Raw genomic sequence first — 14,750 nt, forward strand, 5'->3', positions numbered from 1 at the left:
ACCTCTAATGGATTCGATCTGGAATTTTTTAATAACAGCTCTAATGGACTCGAACTGGGCTCTAGCCTTACTGACTTTAGCTCTGGTTATCATTACGGCATGGTATGCTCGCTCAAATCATAAGTATGTCAAATTATTTGAAAAAGAAAGAAAAAGAAGGGTTATTGGGGAAATCGCGAGAAGTATCTTTTCTCCAATATTAACTTCGTTATCTATCTCTAAAGAGTATCTGGAGAAAGGGTATTTCATAATTCTAAGGCAAGATAAAGTTAGACTAGATTTGCTTTCATCACCAAATTACTATCTGAAGGAGAAAGTAAATATCCATACTCAAAATAGATACTCGGGTGTATATTGTTCTGCAGAATATCTCCTAAGCTTCTCCGATGAAATTTTAGATAAGCATATCTCAAAAATACGAGAGTTAAGCCAGGAATTTGATGAATATCGTAATAGATTGGAAGTTTTGTTAAAAGAAATAGTTCCAGTTGTTTTTTCTGAATTTAGGGATTTCTGTGAAGAAATAATTGAAGAGTATCGGAAAAGTGAACAGAGTATAAAAATCGAAAAAGATGATGATTACTATCGGCTGTTAAGTTATGTTATTGGGGGAACAAAGTCTCTTCCAGATGGACATGAGTGGAAAGAGTTTTGGGAAAAATATAGGACTAAGATGCTTTCTTGGATCCTTCAAGATCCTTCTCTAAGAGAGAAAATTGATCGGTTTAACAAGATAAAAGAAGAACTCATTAACACAATAAATAAACTCGAAGAAGAGATTAATAACTTATTTAAAGAATGGAGGAATGAGTACGGTCTAACTGCACTTGAAATGAGGCAGTATCAAGGATATATTTCCATGTAGTTTAGTCTAAAATCTTAAAATCCCTCCAATACTTATCGTAAATCTTCTTCAACTCTTCCTCATCTTGGAAGTCGTAGTGTTCTAAATCGACATCCACGCCTCTCAGAGCAACATACTCTTCATTGCCGACGACATGGCCCATTAGAATTTTCTTGATGGCTGTAGGCATTCCTAGTCTATCTGATTGTTGCGAGAAGAACTTACGCATGTGCTTCATCCTCAGCTTGGAATCGATCTTTTCAAAAGCATCTCTGAGGTTGTAGAAAAGATTTGATGAGGGATTGGTTGCAAGGTAATCCTCCAAAGCTTGTTTCGCTTCCTCGTTGAAAAATGTGATCCGCTCTTCATAGTCTTTGGCAATTTCAGCTCTAACAAATACTGTTCTGTTCCTGACGTCTATGTCATCGATCATGAGCTTGTAAACTTCCATAGCTCTCAATCCGGATGTAGTTGCGAGCAAAACCGCAGCTTTAGCTCTCAACCTCAACGGCTCATATCTGACCTTCTGATCAATTTCATGGATCAGATTTCTCACATGTATTGGCTTGATCACGAGCTTGCGTTTTTTGGGTACTTTGGGAGGTTTGATCAACTCTACAGATGGGTAGTTGATGAACTTCAGAAAACGTTTGATAGTCGTGATGTGTTTACGGACGGTTTCAGGTTCAAATTGCTTTTTTAATTCGTTTATATAAATAATTATGCGGTCATCATCAATTTGGTATGAACAAGCCTCAAGAAACCGTGTCAATCTCGACATATTTTTGTTTATTTCTTCTTCAGAAATGTTAGAAAGTCTTAACATCCTGTAAAAATCGTTTTTGTGGCTTTGTTTTACACCAAACAACATGCGCCGGCCGGGATTTGAACCCGGGGCAAGGGCTCGGCAAGCCCTGGTGTTTCCAGACTACACCACCGGCGCTTGAATATGGGTTAGATATATGCTTTAATCACGATTTATGAAGTTTGTGGTTATTCTTGTGATAACCTCATTTCAACCCTTTCAATTTAGAGAATCCCAAGCTCCTTTCTTAAGACACAGGCCTGACAGATCTGTTTTGGTGTGGGCTCTCCACAAATCTCGCATCTGTTGAGATCCTTCTGAGGGAAGTTGGCTTTAAAACAATCCTGCAAAGCCTCAAAACTCCTCATAACGGAAAACTTTCTGCCGGGATACCTGTTCTCAAACTCGTAAAGGAAATCCCTTATAACAGCCCTTACAGGGAAGCGGCTGTAGGGACATTCGTTCATATCAACCTCTATACCGTTTAGAATGCAGTACAGCATGACTTCCTTCTCGTAAATCTCCCTGAACGGCTTGATCCTCACGACCAGATTCTCCTGCACCCTCTGCGGTATCAGCCTTGCAAGCCTCTCTATGTCTCCCTGCATGAAGTTCAGGAGTATCGTTTGAGTCTCATCATCGAGGTTATGCCCTGTTGCCAGCTTTGTAGCATTTAACTCTCTCGCAGTTCTGTTCAGAAGGTATTTCCTGAAAACTCCGCAGTAGGAGCAGGGCTTCTTATTTCCAATTTTTACCATCTCATCCAGATCCATCCCAAATTCCTCTTTAAATGAGATTATGTAGTGAGGGATCTCGAGCATCTCAGTAACTTTTTTCGCGATCTCAACAGTTGGAGGCCTGTAGCCAGCGATTCCTTCATCCACTGTTATTGCAAAGAACTCGAGATCCCTTCTCTTGCCATAGAGCTTTTTGAGGACGAATGTTAAGGCTGTGCTGTCCTTACCACCGCTGAGAGCTATTGCTATCCTGTCATTTTTCTGTATCATGCCGTACTTCTTGACAGCGTACTTCACCCTCTTCTCGAAATCGTAGATGAAGTGTTTTCTGCAGAGATGTCTGTTGCTGTGCCTCTGGAAGTACACTGCCCTCTTTCCACAAACGCTGCATGACTTCACAGCGAAGCTTATTAATCGAAGTGATTTAACTTTTCTCGTGAAGGATTTTCACATACTATACAAAAGTCTCCGGAAAATCGACTGGAGGGTTATCGAAATAATCTTCAAAAAGATGTGGGATTACAAGTATGTCCCATCAGACCTCATTCTCAAGCTATCCGGGATAAAGGAATCGGAACTCAACAAAATTCTGAGAAGGCTGAGCGATGACGGTCTTCTGGACAACAGATCCCAGCCGTACTTCGGGTCGAGCCTCACCTTCCTCGGCATGAGTCTTTACTCTCTGAGAAAGCTCGTGACGAGGAACAAGCTTGACATGCTCGGGAAGAAAATGGGCGAGGGCAAGGAGAGTGTTGTTTACAACTGCTATTCCGAGAAATATGGAGAATGTGTTATCAAGTTCCACAAACTTGGAGCACACTTCAGGAAGATCAGGGAGAAGAGGGATTACGGAGATCTGCATCTGAGCGTTTTGACTGTGAGGTCAGCTAAAAAAGAATACAGCGCTTTAAAAAGGTTGTTTGGGATAATTAATGTCCCTGAAGCCTTTGCCTGGGAAGGGAATGCCGTTATGATGGAGTTAATCGATGGGAAAGAGTTATTCAGGGTCAGGCTGGAAAATCCTGAGGATGCTCTGGACATAATACTGGAAGACACGAAGAAGATGTTTAGGGCTGGTATAATACACGGAGACCTCAGCCAGTACAATATTCTCGTCAGCGATGATCTCTACATCATCGATTTTCCGCAGCATGTGGATTTAGATCATGAAAACTGGCCTGATATTCTCAAAAAAGATATCGAGAATGTGTTATCTTACTTTAAAAAAGCTTACGGGATAGAAAAAGATATTAACTCGGTAACCAAGTATATCATATCGGAATGATATTTGGTATAGACATAGTAAAAGGGTCTTTGCGTGGAAGAATAAGACCCGAATATGCCCTTGTTGTGCTGGACAACGATAAGGAAGAAGAGTACAGAGTTACGAGAAGTAAGCTCTTCAGGATGGTAAGGGAGCTAAAGCCAGATATCGTTGCTTTTGACAGTATTCAGGAGCTTTTTAGCTCGAAGAGAGAGCTTGTAGATTTTTTGAAGGTTCTGCCAAGCAGCATCAAGTTCGTCCAGATTGCCGGGAAAGAGTCATTGCATGCCATCGCGAGGAGATATGGAATAAGGATGAACATCAGAAGCCCGGCAGATGAGGCAAGAGCCTGTGCATATCTCGCGAGTTTTGGAGTTGGAAGTGAGATCTCGGTGTTCTTCGACAAAACTATCATCACGGTTTCGAGAAACAGAAGCCTTGGAAAAGGTGGATGGCACCAGAACAGATACCGCAGGAGAGTTCACGATGAAGTCAGGATGATCTTCAACGAGATAAAGGAGATCCTGAAGAACAAGGGTTTCGAGTTCAGCGAGGATGTCAGGTTCGGCTATGGTGGCATATCCCGGGGCACGCTGTTGGTCAACGCTGAAAGGTCTGAAGTACCGATAAACTCTTTCAAAACAAAAAATGTTCAGGTAAGGGTTGAGGCGATCGAGAGGGACAAGATAGAATACATCCCCCTGAAGAAGAGGGTCAGGCATCTTATTGTTGGCATAGATCCTGGCAGTACTGTTGGTGTGGCCGTTCTGGATCTGGATGGCAAGGTCCTCGGTGTTAGGAGCAAGAAGGGCTGGAGTTTTTCAGAGGTTATCGAGTACATACTCTCTTTTGGAAAGCCAGTTATTGTCGCTACAGACAAATCAAACGCTCCAGAGTATGTTAGCAAGGTCAGATCTGCTTTTAATGCGATAATCTATACACCAAGAGATGATATGAGCGTGGAAAGAAAGATTCAGCTCACAAGGGGCTATAAGGTTTTTAACGACCACGAGAGAGATGCCCTCTCATCAGCTATCGAGGCGTTCAATTCCTATAAGAACAAGCTGATGAACATCGAGAAAAGAATGCCAGCGGGATACGATCTCGATGCCGTTAAGGCTGGGGTGATCAAGGGTATCCCTCTGAAAACAATCCTTGGGGAGGAGAGACGCGAGGAAAAGAAGGAGAAGAAAACCGTTCCGTCTAAGGTAGACAGGGAGGAAATCAAAAGAAAAGATAGATTGATTGAGGAACTCTATGAAGAGAACAGAATTCTGAAAGAGGAGATAAAAGAGCTGAGAAGGGAAATAGAATCACTCAAGCAGAGGATTGTGTCAATATCCAGAGAGGAGCATGAAAGGATAAGGAGGGACAACTACATAAAAACACTCGAAGCTGAGAATAAGAGGTTGAGGATGGAACTATCTGAGAAAAACTCAAAGATAGATGAGCTTGAAAGCAAGCTCGCCGTTATAAAGAGGATGAGGTATCTGGAACTCTTCGAAGGGTGGAAGTGGGTTAAAGTCCTGAAGAAGTTCACGAAGGAAGAGATAGAGAGGGTTGAGAAAGAGTTTGGCATAAACGAGAACGACATAATCTTCATCCACGACTGCAGCGGCGGTGGGAAGACAACTGCTGAGTACCTTATAAAGAAGGGAGTAAAAGCCATAATTTCCAGTAGCCCGATGTCTCATCTCGCATCATCTCTGTTCGAGGAAGCAGGCATCCCAGTCATCGATGTGGAAAATGTCGAGGTGGAAATTGCTGATGAGATAGTGCTGCTGAACTCGAAAAAGTTTGAGGAGAGGTATCTTGAGGAGAAAAGAAAAATGGAGAAAAGGAAGCTGGATCTTTTGGAAGAGCTAATTCAGGAGTACAGGCTTAAAAGAAAAAATATATAGGGCGGATTACTTGGCATCATAGTAGCTCATCTCTATCACTTCTGCCTCAGTTGAATCGAGAATCCCTGCGTTCAGGACATTCAAAATTCTGCCGATGCATTTGGGCTTGAGCCTCAGCTTAACTACCGTCATCTCACTCTCATCCATGAACCTGTCTGTGGAGAGGAATATCGAGTGAGAGATTACCTCCTTGCCGGTAACCTCAGCAACAAGTCCTGACACTCCTCTGCTTAGATCATACAGCCTTGTTGGGGTTAGGAATACACAGTTTCCTACATTGGCTTTAAGGGCCGTGGCTACATTGTGGGCGCTCCTCAATTCTATGGTTTTTACCATTCCTTTGATGACATCTTCAATAATAACCCTCGATATGCCGGTGAATACGAAACACCTCATGATCTCACCCATACATCGGAAACTCTTCTTTCTTCGGAATTCTCTCTTCGTGAGCTCTCGTTTGCTCAGCCAGTTTTTGCATGTGCGCTTCAATGTATTCTGCTTCCTGAATTAACCTGTCTATGTTTATTTCCCACCCAAAAATTCTGTTCAGCACCTGTATTATCTGGGCAGATGCTCTTGGATCTGGATTGAAGCTGGATGTCTCACCCAGCAAAGCCAGTCCCGGAAAGTTCCTGTAAACACATTCATTTAAAATCGATCCAGCCAGCCCGGAAATCGTTCCTGAATTGAACACCTCAACATGCTCCTTTATTTCATCGAGCAACTCTTTTGTTGTTGCCGCTCCGAAAACCCTGTGCTTTCCCTCAAATGTAGCGACTCCTGCTAAAGAATATATCCTTTTAGCGTTAATCGATTTGGCGAACTTGATAATTTCTCTACTGAGGATGGAAGAGATCTCAACTCCGATTGGTATATCAGAATGAATTAGAACGGCATTATGCTCCAGAGACTCGTAAATCCTTATCGGTGGTGAGATTATACCCTCCATCAGCATTGCTACTGGCGGGAATAGATCAGAACTGATCACTCCCTTGTGCTCGAGCTTGCTCTCGGTTATGATGTGGGCAGTGGCTATTGTTCCAACAAGCCCTATTCCTGGAAAGCTTGCTATCAAAACAGGATTTTCCACACTCAATTCACTGACGATTATTTCTGCATTGACCATATCTTATAATCTAACTGATTTTATTTAACACTTTAGGATTTGTTCTCGTCAAGTTCCCTTTTCCTGATCTCCTCAGAGATTATCTCGGCAACGCTCACATGGCTTATGGGGCTGAGCACGGTATCTGTGCCAACAATCCCATCTATTCCGGCTCTATATATCAGCTTGAGAGCCTCGTTGGATAGCAGGGGATGTGTGCATACAGCATAGATCCTTTTGGCTCCGGAATGCCTTAAAGCCTTGATAGCCTGAACAACAGTCCCTCCAGTGCTTATTATATCGTCAACGAGAACAACATCTCTGTTGGAAACATCAGGGACGGAATCGATTATGACATTCTCGGCATCGATCCTGATCTTTCTCATCAGCTTGTAGTCTGTGCCGAGCTTCTCACTCACAATCCTTGCCCAGAACTCTGCAACCTCGTCTGCCCCAACAACCACGGCATCTTCCAGCTCAAAGTTTCTCTTTACATAATCTGCGAGAAGTGGCATGGCAGAGATGTTTATAACCTCAAAATCGAAGAACTCCTCAACATTCTGCAGATGGAAATCAACAACATACATCTTATTCAGCCCGGCAGTTCTGAACAGCTTGGAGATTGTTTTCAGCCTGTTAGCTTCTCCTCCTATAAACCTCCTGAACCTCGAGTATGGGAAGTAGGGAAAAATCCCGACAACCTCATTCGCTCCAACACTCTTGAATATGTCTATCAGGAATATGGTCTCGATAATCATCTCGTCTGGCATGTGGTGGAAGGAGTTCACGATGAAAACATCGCTCCCCTTCACAGCTTCTGAAACCCTGACATACTTTTCTCCATCTGGAAACTTTTCCAGTTCAGCATAGCTGAGAGTGATTCCAGTTCTTTTTGAGATTTCATAGGCAAGGATGCCCTGAGTTGCTGGTATGATCACCTTAGGCATGGTAAAGTCTAAGCGAATTAAATTTTTAATTCTTTCCTTGTTTTTGTTTTCTTTGCACATCTTTCATGAATCTCAGAAACTTCAGCTCAACTTCTTTCGGGGTTTTTATCAATCCTTCAAACTCGTTTTTTACTATATATTCTAAAGCAAAAACAGACAGGGCAAAAGTCTTGTCCATGATCTCAACTGGCGTACCATTCGCCATTGTGAGGTTCACGGACATGCTGTCACAAAGCACATAAAAGTAGTTGTCTCTCTCATATTTCGTTATGTGTTCGTTGATCGTGATTTTCCTGTAGTCCTTCAGCCTTCTGACATCGATCTCGTATCTTCCAGCCCCCATGTTGCACAGTATCGCTCCATTTTTGATTGTGCTGAAATCACTTATGACAGAGTCTCTACCGGTTGCAGTAACTATTATATCCGATGATGAGAGCCCTTCCTGCAAATCTTTAACTCTGTAGCCGCTGTACTCAGCGATCGCACATTTGATTTCGTCAATATCATACACTGAGACATTGCAGCCCAGCTTTCTCAAAATCTCTGCACATCCTTCTCCAACCCTTCCGAATCCGATGACAAAAGCATCCTTTTCTGGAAAATAGAGGTTGAGCCTCACGAGAGCATCGAGCAGACCAAAAGCCGTACCATGCCTGTTCTCTCCCAGACCTTTTATGTTTGAGTCGTCCAAGGATATTCCCTTTGTAAAGTTGTTCATGGATTTCAGCCTTTCAACACCACTTCGCGTTAGCTCTATCACACCCCCGACTTTCAAACCCTGTTTTCTTGCCTTTCCTGTTAGCATCGCAACACAGTCCATGTAATAGTCTGCCGTCAGACATTCATCTTTGCTAAGAATTTCCACTCCCTTGTCTTTCAACCATTCGACAGCCGATGGCTTGGTTGTGTACTCATCGAACTTCGTAACTCTCAACTCACAAAATTTTGATAGCTCGTAAGCGAGAACGGCAGTCTTGTATTCTAAAGGAAAGCATATAGAAACCTTGGCATCTCTTATCGAGTTGCCCACAGCTTCACAGGCTTTTGGGGTTAGAAGCATTCTCTCTTTAATCCACTCCATCATCTGCATCACTGCTATAAGAACTCAATGGATCTCTTTATAGCCAAAGGTATTTTCCTAAGCATATCTAATGCTGTATAGTTGTATCCAAACTCCTCAAAACATATATCCCCAGCAAGGCCGTTTATGAAAGCTGAAGCTGAAGCACTCCATAACGGATCTGCGTGGCAGAATAAAGCTCCAACAATTCCTGCGAGCACATCCCCAGTTCCACCTACTGTCATTCCTGAATTTCCAGACTCATTCACCCTGATTTTCTCACCATCGCTTATGATGTCCTTCTTTGATTTGAGCAGTATTGTGATTCCATGTTTCTTGGCAAAGCTCTTAACCTCATCCTCGTTTTCAGGAGTTCTACCAAAAACTCTTTTGAACTCTCCGAAATGGGGGGTTATTATGCACTTGACATTCTCAGGCACATCTTTCGTTATCGCCTCAGCATCAAGCACAGCCCGCCTTACACTACCTTTTAAGATCTCCTCAGAAATCTCTACGAAGTCTTTGTCTCCAATCCCCATACCCATAACAAGCACATCGTGTTTTTTGATCAGCTCATCGATCTCCTGAATATTGCTTTCTGATATCCTGCTCCCCTTCAAGCCTCTTACTATCAGGTTTGGTGAGAAACCTGCAACTATGTCTTTTATGCTTTCAGGAACCGCAAGCGTTACAATGTCAGCTCCACTGTGCAGGGCTGCTAACGCTGCTAATGCCGGAGCACCGGTGTATTCTCCACCACCAACGATAAGAACCCTTCCATGCTCCCCTTTATGGGCATCATCTCGTCTTTTGTATGCTAAATGCACATCTCCTGGACCGGCAAGTTTCTCAAGATATTCAGGAATCCCTATGTCTTTCAGGATAACTTTCCCTGCAACATTGCTTGCCTTCAGCAATCCCGGCTTGTATTTGTGGAAGGTTATGGTTACATCTGCTATGACACAGATGTCATACTCTCCAGTATCTGGATTCAATCCGGTGGGGACATCAACAGCGACAACAAAAGAGTCGGAGGAGTTGATAAGCTCGACAGCCGTGCTGTAAGGCTCCCTTAGCCTGCCCTTAACTCCAGTTCCGAGCATGGCATCAACGATTATGTCAAATTCATCATCCAGTTCGATATCCGGGTTTCTGATCTCCTTAATCCTGCACACTTTTTTGATCAGCTGAAAATTTCTTTTCGCTATATCTGTCTTGATCTCGCTTTCCTTCCCAAGAAGGAAAACGGTTATGTCAAAACCTCTCAGATGTCTGACCGCAACAAATGCGTCTCCACCATTGTTCCCAAGCCCTGAAAAGATCAGGATTTTTTTATCCTTTCCAAACTTTCTTATCTCCTCAGCGAGCCCCCTGCCAGCATTCTCCATCAACTGGAGCCTGCTAAGACCGTGGTACTCACAGTTGGTGTCTATTGCAGACATCTCAGAGGATTTTATTGTATAGGTCATATCTTCCATTTTTATCGCTGGTCGTGCCGGTATTACCAACTTCTCACGGCTATGGCTTTATGATCTTGCTATCTGTTGTTGTGAATCTCGCCCCAAAGCTCGCGTGCATTATGAACCTGTAGTTCTCTATATCCGGCTTACCATCAGCGAAGCCATCTCCCTCGCTGGCATGAAGTATCTCTCCAACATAGAATGTGTGGTCTCCCGTCTGAACTGCATCGACAACCCTGCATTCCAGATTTGCCTGGCACTCCTTTATCGATGGTGTGCTGACTTTTTCAGATTTCACAAAAGTTAAGCTTAGCAACTCGCTCTTATCCTTGTTAGCCCCGCTTACAGTTCCAGCAGTCCAGACATCCTTCAAAAGCTCGATTGTCGGCACCGCAACAACAAATTCTTTATTTTCGTCAATAAGTTTCTTTGTGTATCTCTGGTTACCTATCGCCACACCTAAAAGCTTTGGATTGAAGGAAAGCGGAACAACCCAATCAGCGGTCATCACATTCGGTTTCTCAACTCCCGCGACTATGAGATAAGTTCTCAGAGGATAGAGGTATTCGAGCATGTTATCACCTATCGTGGATTTGATTAAACCAATATAACTATTTCGTTCGTTGACATCTCTGAGTTTGTATGGACTTGTATGGACTAGATTTTGGTATGCTTGATTTGTTTACACCACAATATTTTGTTTGACCCTGGCTCTGAGTCGCTCCTGGGCAATCCACCAGAATCTAATCCTGAAATCTGGAAAAATGTTGGTAGAAGTATGATTATGAAATTGGTAATTAAAGCAATCTGCTCAAAACCAGTCAAAATATATCTTTTTCAGGCCTCTCACATATCCAGTCTTAATCCCAAGATCTCTGGCTTTTCTGATCAATCGCCTGTCGTTTGTGAACAAATGGCAGTCTCTTTTCAGGCAAACCTCTATCAATGCCTCATCTCCAGAGCTTTTGGTATCAACAACCTCAAATCTCTTTGCCATCTCAAGGGCTATTTTGGCAAACACTTTCTCTTTACCTCTAAGCTCTGAAACTAGTTTTTCAAGCTCATGAAGAACACTCTCGGGAATAATTATCGAATTAAACCCATTATCTCTTAAAAGCTCCACAAAGTCTATTTTCTGCTTCACACAATAAATTAGAAAATTGGTATCCAGACAGGCTTCCATTTTACTTTATCGTTCCTGCGCCGATCAGTCTCCACCTGCTGCCTATCCTTCTGCTGACAGCAACATTCCAGCCCTCCTCGGCACAAACAGGTCTCTTGAGCTTAACTTCTATCACATCGTCTCTCGCTGATGTCACAACACCGAGGGTTGTGGCGGTTCCAACGCTCAGCATCAGCGGTTCGTTCATCTTTATCTTCTCAACCACTATTTCCTCTTCAGTTCCGACAACCTTTTCAAGCAGCTTAACCTCCATCGTGAAATCCATCAGCGTGTCCGGGAGCTTATCCGGATGCCCTAGAACATTTCCTGACAGTGCATCGCTCTTCGTCAGCCTTGGATCTAATCTTGTGGAAATCCCAACAAGCCCTCCGGGAGTAGCCTCCTCAACATTCTTTCCTGAGGCCATTATGCTCGTAACTTCTGAAGTTACTGGATTCCAGTTACCCCTGTCATCCTTTATCCCTGGCCTGACTTCGATTTCATCTCCAACCCTGATCTTTCCTCTTGCAAGACTACCACCAAGTACTCCGCCAACGAGCTTCTCTGGGCTGGTTCCGGGCTTGTTCACATCAAAGCTCCTCGCGACAAGTAGCAGTGGTGGAGATTTAAGGTCTCTCTCCGGAGTTGGAATTCTTTCCTCGATTGCCTCTATGAGCACATCTATGTTAACCCTCTGCTGAGCTGAAATCGGGATTATCGGTGCATCTTCTGCGACAGTACCCTTTATGAACTCCTGGATTTCCCGATAGTTCTCCAGCACTCTCTCTTTGGAGACTATCTCTATCTTGTTCTGGGCGATAACGATCTTGTCAACACCTATGATATTTAGAGCCATAAGGTGTTCTTTCGTTTGCGGTCTGGGACACTTCTCATTGGCTGCGATCACAAGAACAGCACCATCCATCAACGCTGCACCTGAAAGCATCGTTGCCATCAAAGTTTCGTGTCCTGGGCTATCTACAAAGCTGACAGTTCTTAGAATCTCGGTCTCAACATTGTGTTTGGGGCATACTCTCTCCACAGTGTACTCTCCATCTTCAGGGCATCTTCTGAATGTTGTATCTGCATATCCGAGCCTTATCGAGATACCTCTCTTCAACTCCTCGCTATGCCTGTCGGTCCAGACACCGCTTAATGCTGCAACAAGTGTGGTTTTTCCATGATCAACATGACCAACCATTCCTATATTTACCTCTGGAAGAGGAACATCATTTTTCTTGCTCATGACAAATCAGGATGTCTTGCGTTGTATTTAAAGTTTCAGATTGATTGTGGTTGTGGCAGGCTATAGGTAGAGAGCGGATTAATTGGTTAACACTCACTTTAGGCTTCTGATGTATTCGAATGCTGAATTGGCTGCAACTGCCCCATCTCCTGCTGCGGTTATCGCCTGCTTCAGGGGATTGTTACAGCAATCACCTGCAGCGAACACTCCCTGAACACTCGTTTCCTGATTTTTGTTCACGATTATGTACCCTCTAGAATCCATCTCAACTCCAAGATTCGCGACAATTTGGGTTGCCGGATTTATTCCTATTGCGATAAATACAGCACTCACATCCACAGCAAACTCCCTATCCTCTACTTTGTTGTATAATATAATCCTCTCAACAACATCCTTACCCTCGATTCTTACAGGAATGGAGTTCCAGATCACCGGTATCCCTCTTTTGAAAATCTCATTCTGATGTGCTTTGTCTGCCCTCAACTCATCCCGTCTATGGACTATGCTCACATCACAGCCTATCTCTTTTAGGTAGATCGCTTCAGTGGCAGCGGTGTTTCCTCCACCAATTACAACAACCTTTTTCCCTCTGAAGAAGTTGCCATCACATGTTGCACAGTAGCTCACACCTCTGCCAACGAACTCTTTCTCTCCCGGTATTCCAAGCTCTTTGTGCCTCCCACCGGTTGCGATTATTACAGCTTTAGCGGAATACTCGTTCTCTCCAGATCTCACTATGAATCTGTTCTCTCTCTTTTCAATGCTATCTACATTCTCGTACTTATGCTCTGCTCCGAATCTTATTGCTTGTTCTTTTATCTTCTGCACAAGCTCAAACCCATTTCCCTCAAATCCCGGAAAGTTCTCTATCACAGGAGTTAATGTAAGCTGAGAAACAGGATCTACACTCTCAAAAAACGCCACTTTCAGCCCATACCTTGCCCCGTATATAGCTGCCGTACTTCCTGCCGGCCCGGCACCAACGATTATCAGGTCATACTCCTCCATCTTTTCACCTCTTATGTCACTCGGACATATCAGCTATAAATCTTTTACTTGGTTTTTACTGATTTTCTAAAAACCAGTTAATTCTTTCTCTCACTTTTTCTGTTTTTAATTTGAGTAGTTTTATTATATCATAGCATTATTTAGCTTAATTTGGATATATTTAAGTTTATTAATCTATTTAATTAAATTTTTTTACAATATTTTTCTAAATTATTATTTATATTGTTTGATTATTAATAAGAATATATTTTGAAAGTTTTAAATTTTATTAATATTATTTTTATCTTCTAAGAAATCATTACACAAATTATGTAACAAAAATTGTTAGGCAAGCCTAAAAATTGGTTTTTTGGTAACTCAGCCATTCCAAAATATCTAGGAATATGGTGTTGGTGGTGTGTTTAAGGGGGGTTAAATGCATAATGTTGCTGAGGTTGTTGATTATGGCTATGTTGCGGTAGATTTGTTACATAATATATGTGAATGGGGTTGCTGGACATCTCTCTCAATTTTTTTAGAACTTAGTATTAATATTTTGTTAATTATTAATTCAAATGCATTTTGATGATATATATTTAAACTAAAAATTTTATGTCGTAGAATATATATCTTTGATCATTATAATTAAATGTTTTAATTTTTATCTTCATATTTAAACCTTAATATTTTAGTAAAATAATATTACATTTCTTATTTATTAGATTGGGACTGGTATAATATGGAAATTGTGAGTGTAATATGGAGTGTAATATATGGAAGGGTCTTTAGAAGGAAGTGAAAGAGGGAATTTTTTTAACCATATGGCCTACAGCTTAGCCCATGCACGGGATAATCATTCATAGCGGTGACTGGGATAGAATATACCATGCTTTTAACATCGCATCTGTCTATGGGTCATCAGATCAGGAAGTTGTGGTTCTCCTGACATACTGGGCGTTAAGGACGGCCATAGAATCTGCTAAAGAAGTAGGGGTTAAAGACGGTGAAAAGGAGGAAATTCTGAGAAATGGAATAAGCAGAGGGGTAATAAAACGACTGGAGGATATGATAAAGCTGGCTAAATCAACTGGAAATGTTAGAATAGGGGTTTGCCCGGTTAGCCTGTCGCTTTTAGGCTACGAGGAGAAAGACCTGCCGGATTGGGTCGATGAGGTCAGCAGTCTATTTGATGCCCTTTCAATGGAGAATGTTATCTTCATTTAGTTGCTGAT

15 protein-coding genes and 1 tRNA gene are annotated in these 14,750 nt (G+C 42.5%); 4 read left to right on the top strand and 12 right to left on the bottom strand.

Annotation, left to right across the window (positions count from 1 at the left end; genetic code table 11):
- The first annotated feature begins 7 nt into the window (after positions 1–7).
- On the top strand, positions 8–865 hold the full coding sequence (locus ASULF_RS07525) for a hypothetical protein (RefSeq protein WP_015591119.1): 858 nt from the start codon (positions 8–10) through the stop codon (positions 863–865).
- A gap of 1 nt (position 866) precedes the next feature.
- Here ASULF_RS07525 and ASULF_RS07530 read toward each other — a convergent pair whose 3' ends face one another.
- From ASULF_RS07530 to ASULF_RS07540, 3 genes are all read right to left on the bottom strand, one after another.
- On the bottom strand, positions 867–1,418 hold the full coding sequence (locus tag ASULF_RS07530) for a site-specific integrase (RefSeq protein ID WP_236609672.1): 552 nt from the start codon (positions 1,416–1,418) through the stop codon (positions 867–869).
- A gap of 296 nt (positions 1,419–1,714) precedes the next feature.
- Positions 1,715–1,787 (bottom strand) — tRNA-Gly (locus ASULF_RS07535).
- Positions 1,788–1,873: 86 nt separating this feature from the next.
- Positions 1,874–2,785, bottom strand: coding sequence for a TIGR00269 family protein (locus tag ASULF_RS07540; protein WP_015591121.1), 912 nt, complete (start codon positions 2,783–2,785; stop codon positions 1,874–1,876).
- 37 nt (positions 2,786–2,822) lie between these two features.
- Here ASULF_RS07540 and ASULF_RS07545 point away from each other — a divergent pair, with 37 nt between their 5' ends.
- Positions 2,823–3,671 carry an RIO1 family regulatory kinase/ATPase domain-containing protein gene (locus ASULF_RS07545; protein WP_015591122.1) on the top strand — a complete coding sequence of 283 codons (849 nt, stop codon included), beginning with the start codon at positions 2,823–2,825 and terminating at the stop codon, positions 3,669–3,671.
- On the top strand, positions 3,668–5,551 hold the full coding sequence (locus tag ASULF_RS07550) for a DUF460 domain-containing protein (RefSeq protein ID WP_015591123.1): 1,884 nt from the start codon (positions 3,668–3,670) through the stop codon (positions 5,549–5,551). The genes ASULF_RS07545 and ASULF_RS07550 overlap by 4 nt, the downstream gene beginning before the upstream one ends.
- 6 nt (positions 5,552–5,557) lie before the next feature.
- Here ASULF_RS07550 and ASULF_RS07555 read toward each other — a convergent pair whose 3' ends face one another.
- From ASULF_RS07555 to trxB, 9 genes are all read right to left on the bottom strand, one after another.
- On the bottom strand, positions 5,558–5,947 hold the full coding sequence (locus ASULF_RS07555; RefSeq protein ID WP_015591124.1) for a DUF473 domain-containing protein: 390 nt from the start codon (positions 5,945–5,947) through the stop codon (positions 5,558–5,560).
- Between the two features lie 4 nt (positions 5,948–5,951).
- Entirely contained in the window at positions 5,952–6,677 is a 726-nt protein-coding gene (locus ASULF_RS07560) for a proteasome assembly chaperone family protein (RefSeq protein ID WP_015591125.1), read from the bottom strand.
- 32 nt (positions 6,678–6,709) lie between these two features.
- A complete protein-coding gene (gene prs / locus ASULF_RS07565) occupies positions 6,710–7,603 on the bottom strand; it encodes a ribose-phosphate diphosphokinase (protein WP_015591126.1) in 894 nt (297 codons plus the stop codon).
- Between the two features lie 25 nt (positions 7,604–7,628).
- Positions 7,629–8,687 (bottom strand): NAD(P)-dependent oxidoreductase, encoded by a 1,059-nt coding sequence (locus ASULF_RS07570; protein ID WP_015591127.1) that lies wholly within the window; start codon positions 8,685–8,687, stop codon positions 7,629–7,631.
- Between the two features lie 11 nt (positions 8,688–8,698).
- Entirely contained in the window at positions 8,699–10,141 is a 1,443-nt protein-coding gene (locus tag ASULF_RS07575) for a bifunctional ADP-dependent NAD(P)H-hydrate dehydratase/NAD(P)H-hydrate epimerase (protein ID WP_015591128.1), read from the bottom strand.
- A 40-nt stretch (positions 10,142–10,181) separates the two neighbouring features.
- Complete coding sequence (locus ASULF_RS07580) at positions 10,182–10,697, bottom strand: flavin reductase family protein (RefSeq protein WP_015591129.1); 516 nt, start codon at positions 10,695–10,697, stop codon at positions 10,182–10,184.
- Positions 10,698–10,934: 237 nt separating this feature from the next.
- Entirely contained in the window at positions 10,935–11,306 is a 372-nt protein-coding gene (locus ASULF_RS07585) for a type II toxin-antitoxin system VapC family toxin (RefSeq protein WP_015591130.1), read from the bottom strand.
- Between the two features lies 1 nt (position 11,307).
- Positions 11,308–12,531, bottom strand: a complete 1,224-nt coding sequence (locus ASULF_RS07590; protein WP_015591131.1) for a translation initiation factor IF-2 subunit gamma — start codon at positions 12,529–12,531, stop codon at positions 11,308–11,310.
- A gap of 93 nt (positions 12,532–12,624) precedes the next feature.
- Entirely contained in the window at positions 12,625–13,539 is a 915-nt protein-coding gene (gene trxB, locus ASULF_RS07595; protein WP_015591132.1) for a thioredoxin-disulfide reductase, read from the bottom strand.
- Positions 13,540–14,358: 819 nt separating this feature from the next.
- Here trxB and ASULF_RS07600 point away from each other — a divergent pair.
- Complete coding sequence (locus ASULF_RS07600; protein ID WP_015591134.1) at positions 14,359–14,742, top strand: hypothetical protein; 384 nt, start codon at positions 14,359–14,361, stop codon at positions 14,740–14,742.
- Positions 14,743–14,750 lie beyond the last annotated feature (8 nt).

The organism is Archaeoglobus sulfaticallidus PM70-1 (assembly GCF_000385565.1).
Lineage (GTDB): Archaea > Halobacteriota > Archaeoglobi > Archaeoglobales > Archaeoglobaceae > Archaeoglobus_A > Archaeoglobus_A sulfaticallidus.